General features: G+C 50.0%; 1 protein-coding gene. It reads right to left on the reverse strand.

What is annotated here, in order from left to right:
* Positions 1 to 530 (reverse strand): hypothetical protein (locus tag J7438_RS27365; protein WP_209279157.1); only part of this gene is annotated, 530 nt, incomplete at both ends.

Raw genomic sequence — 530 nt, forward strand, 5'->3', positions numbered from 1 at the left:
GATGGACTTTCCAGACGAGAAAACAGTTCATCTATGTACTTTTCAAGGGCGTTTTTATTATCGTCACCAAAGTACAGATAAGACCTGGCACAGAACACCATGACTCCCCAGAGAGAGATCGATATATATCGCTGAGAGAGCTGAGGGTTTTCACAGAGTCTGCCGACAAGAGAAGCGAACGTAGATTTAACCAGTTTCAGCTCAATGGCATCACCCAGTTTTGCCACGGCCCACAGCAGGTTGGCGATATGCTGAGGAATAAAGTGGTCTTTCTCTTCTTTTGATTCGGCTTTGGTTTTCAAATGGGACAACAGCACGACCACAGTCTCTTTGAGCTTTGCCATCTTCTTCAGTTCCAGCCCGTTGTCCACCAGTTTCGCCACGGCCCACAGCAGATTGGCGGCTTCCTGTGGCTTAAAGTGGTCTTTCTCTTCTGTTGATTCGGCTTTGGTTTGCACATGGGGCAGCAGCGCGGCCATGGCCTCTTTGAGCTTCGGTGTCGTCTCCAGTGCCAGCCCGTTGTCCACCAG

It is taken from the genome of Thalassotalea sp. G20_0, from assembly GCF_017744175.1.
Taxonomy (GTDB): Bacteria; Pseudomonadota; Gammaproteobacteria; order Pseudomonadales; family Endozoicomonadaceae; genus Endozoicomonas.